The organism is Amycolatopsis sp. NPDC003676 (assembly GCF_053587275.1).
The window spans coordinates 1-3,192 of sequence record NZ_JBSFNS010000224.1 but is presented as its reverse complement, the minus strand read 5'-3'; the positions used below and the strand labels follow the sequence as shown (position 1 = coordinate 3,192).

The 3,192-nt window shown below is 68.5% G+C and carries 4 protein-coding genes; 1 reads left to right on the top strand and 3 read right to left on the bottom strand.

From position 1 onward, the window contains the following. Positions 1–181: 181 nt before the first annotated feature. On the bottom strand, positions 182–484 hold the full coding sequence (locus ACWDNU_RS44970) for a YciI family protein (protein ID WP_449673348.1): 303 nt from the start codon (positions 482–484) through the stop codon (positions 182–184). 178 nt (positions 485–662) lie between these two features. Between ACWDNU_RS44970 and trpS the strand changes: the two genes are divergently transcribed. Continuing rightward, complete coding sequence (trpS, locus tag ACWDNU_RS44965; protein WP_449673347.1) at positions 663–1,628, top strand: tryptophan--tRNA ligase; 966 nt, start codon at positions 663–665, stop codon at positions 1,626–1,628. Positions 1,629–1,655: 27 nt separating this feature from the next. Here trpS and ACWDNU_RS44960 read toward each other — a convergent pair whose 3' ends face one another. Both ACWDNU_RS44960 and ACWDNU_RS44955 read right to left on the bottom strand, forming a co-directional pair. After that, positions 1,656–2,057, bottom strand: a complete 402-nt coding sequence (locus ACWDNU_RS44960; protein WP_449673346.1) for a (deoxy)nucleoside triphosphate pyrophosphohydrolase — start codon at positions 2,055–2,057, stop codon at positions 1,656–1,658. Positions 2,058–2,080: 23 nt separating this feature from the next. Further along, positions 2,081–3,192: sensor histidine kinase (locus ACWDNU_RS44955; protein WP_449673345.1), on the bottom strand; the 1,112-nt coding region annotated here is incomplete at its 5' end.

The following is a 3,192-nucleotide window of genomic DNA, read 5'->3' as shown; positions in this document are numbered from 1 at the left end:
TTTGTTCTTTTAATGGCGGCACTGATGCCTTGACAAGCACCCCCGAACCGCAGAGAAGGCTTCGTATCGGGGTTGGGGGCGGGGTGGGTGGCTCCGACGGTGGGTGCACTGGTGCGGTTTTAGGTACGTGAGGGGAACCCTCAGGGAATCAGAGTCTCTGAGGGTGGCCCTCACGGCTTTGCTAGTTGTTATCCAGGAGTTCGTTCACCAGGTTCAGTTCCGGGGCCGTCCTGGTGGGCTGGAAGTGGATGATTTCGTAGGTCGCCAGCTGGGCGATCGCGAAGGGGTCGGTGGCCAGGATCGCGTCCAGTTGCGCGCGTTCCATGGGGCGGGTGATCAGCACGCCGCCGGTCCGTGGCTTCTGGCCTCCCGACGCCAGGAAGTGGCCGTCTTCGTACTGCTTCGTCAGCCACTCGTTGTGGGCTGGGAGGGCGCGGTCGATTTCCGCTAGCGGAACGATGTACGTGAGCACGACGACGAACATGGTTCGAACCGTAGTCCGGTGCTAGGCTCGCCGCATGCGTTTCCAGAGCACTCAGTGGTGGCCGCCCGTTGGCGGCCCGCTTGCTCTGCGCTGAAAAACCAGCGAAGGCCGCCCCGGTGGGCGGCTTTTTTTGTGTCTGCTCCCGGGGTCCTGATCAACCTAGGGAGAGGAAAATCCAATGGTCCAGCTGTCCGGCATCACCCCGTCCGGTCACGTTCAGCTCGGCAACCACCTCGGCGCGTTGCGGCGGTGGGCGGCTGAGGGCGGGGCGGACGATCTGTACTTCGTGTCCGACCTCCATGCGATGACTACCGCGCACAATCCGGCGAAGTTGCGGTCGTTGGCGACCGAACAGCTAGCCGTGCTGGTGGCTGCCGGGATCGCGCCGGAGCGGGTGTTCGTGCAGTCTGATCTTGCGCGGGAACTGGGGGCGTTGACCTGGGTGCTGGAGTGCACGTGCTCGTATGGCGAGGCGGCGCGGATGATCCAGTTCAAGGAGAAGTCCAAGGGGCAGGCGGGAGTTCGGCTCAGTTTGCTGACCTATCCGGTGTTGATGGCGGCCGACATTCTGTTGCAGGGCGCGGATGAAGTACCGGTCGGCGAGGATCAGCGGCAGCACGTCGAGTTGGCGCGCACGCTTGCCCGGCGGTTCAACTCCACTTACGGCGAGGTGTTCGTCGTGCCGGAGGCGACGTTGCCGCCGGCGGGAGCGCGGGTGAAAGATCTCGCCGAGCCGACGCGGAAGATGTCCAAGTCCGCGCAGAATTCCGTGGGCGTGGTGTTCGTGCTGGACGAGCCGGATCAGATTCGGCGCAAGATCCGCAAGGCGCAGACGGACGGGGATTCGGTGCCCGCGTACGACCCGGAAAATCGGCCGGGCATCTCGAATTTGCTGGAGATTCTGGCTGCTTGTGTGGGCGGAGACCCTGCGGAGCTCGCGGAGAAGTATCCGTCGTACGGCGTGCTCAAGGACACAGTCGCCGACGCGGTGATCGAGGAGTTGCGGCCGGTCCGGGAGGGCACGCGCGCGTTGCTCGACGACGTCGCTGAGCTGGAGCGGGTGCGCAAGGCGGGTGCCGAGCGGGCGATCGATCGCAGTTCGCACCGGGTGTCCGCGGCGTTGCGGATGGTCGGGGCTGCTTGAAGGGCCTCGTGAGTGCTGGTCCCGGTTCTAACCGCGATCGGCACTCACGAGGGCGTGCAGTGCGGGTAGCAGGTCCCGGTCGGCGGGGAGCCAGTCCAGATCGTCCAGTTCGTCGTGGCCGACCCAGCGCAGGGCGGTGTGTTCGACCGCTCGCGGCTCGTCGCCGGGGGACAGCAGCGCGGCGGAGTACACGCGCAGCACTTTTCCGCCCGGCAGCGGGATTTCCGGGCCGACGCGCTCGCCGATGGTGACCACCACGTCCAGTTCCTCGTGGCATTCCCGGGCCAGTGCGAAGGCTTCGGTCTCGCCCTCTTCGACGCGCCCGCCCGGCAGTTCCCACTGGCCCGCGTGATGCGGCGGCCAAGCTCGTTGCTGGGCAAGAAGCTTGCCGTCGCGCACCAGTGCCGCCCCGACGATGACCGCGTCCATGCGCCCAGTCTCCCCCACCGGATTCACCGGTCCGCTCCCGCCCGCCAGGTGACCTCGAACCGCGCGCCGCCGTCCGGCGACTCGCCGACTCGCACCTGGCCGCCTCGGCGGCGGACCGTTTCGGCGACCATCGCCAGGCCCAGCCCGGTTCCGCCGGACGAGCGCGCCCGGTCGTCGGACACTCGGTAGAACCGGTCGAACACCTTGCTCCGGTGCTCGGGCGCGATGCCGGGACCGTCGTCGTCCACCACGACTCGGACCTTCGACCGCGAGGCGAGCACGGACACCACGATCTGCCCGGACGCGTACCGGCAGGCGTTACGCAGCAGGTTGTCCAGCACCAGTTCGACCTCCTGGTGCGCCGCCGACGCCCAGGCCTGCGCCACCGCGCTGCTCACCCGCGTGTTCGGCGTCCCGGACGGCAGCCGCCGCACGGCCGCGCGGACCTCGGACACCACCTCGACCGGTTCCGCGGGCGGCACCTCGCCGGCGTCGGAGCGAGCCAGCGTGAGCAGGCCGTCGAGCAGGCCGGACAGCCGTTCGGACTCCTCAAGGATGTCCGAGAGCGTCTCCTGCGAAAGCTCCGGATCGGGATTCGTGACGGCCACCTCGGCCTGCACGCGGATCGACGCGACCGGCGAACGCAGCTCGTGCGCCGCGTCGCCGGTGAACCTGCGCAGCCGCTGGCTGACCTCTTCCTGGCGTTCGAGCAGCGCGTTGAACTCCTCGGCCAGCGCGCGCATTTCGTCGTGCGAAGTCGGCAGCGGCAGCCGGGAACCGGGCGGCAGCGCGCGCACCAGCCCGCGCATCCGAGCCACCGGGCGCAGCGCGAGCCGGACGACCAGCCAGGTCGCCAGGCCTGCCACCAACGCACCGACCAGCGCGACCACGACCAGCCACAACCCGCCGTAATGCACCGCGGCGGCGAACCCGACGAGCCCGGCACCTGCCACGACCAGCCGCTGGCTTCCGTTTGGTGTGCTAACCACCTGGCCGCGCCAGCGCGAACCGTCGGACTGCACCGGCAAACCCGCCTTGAGCTGCGAGACCTCCGGCTCGGTCAGCTTCGGCCGCGCCTGGCCGTCCACCGGAGCGCCGGAAATGTCCAGCACCCGCACCGAAACCGGGTCCGCCG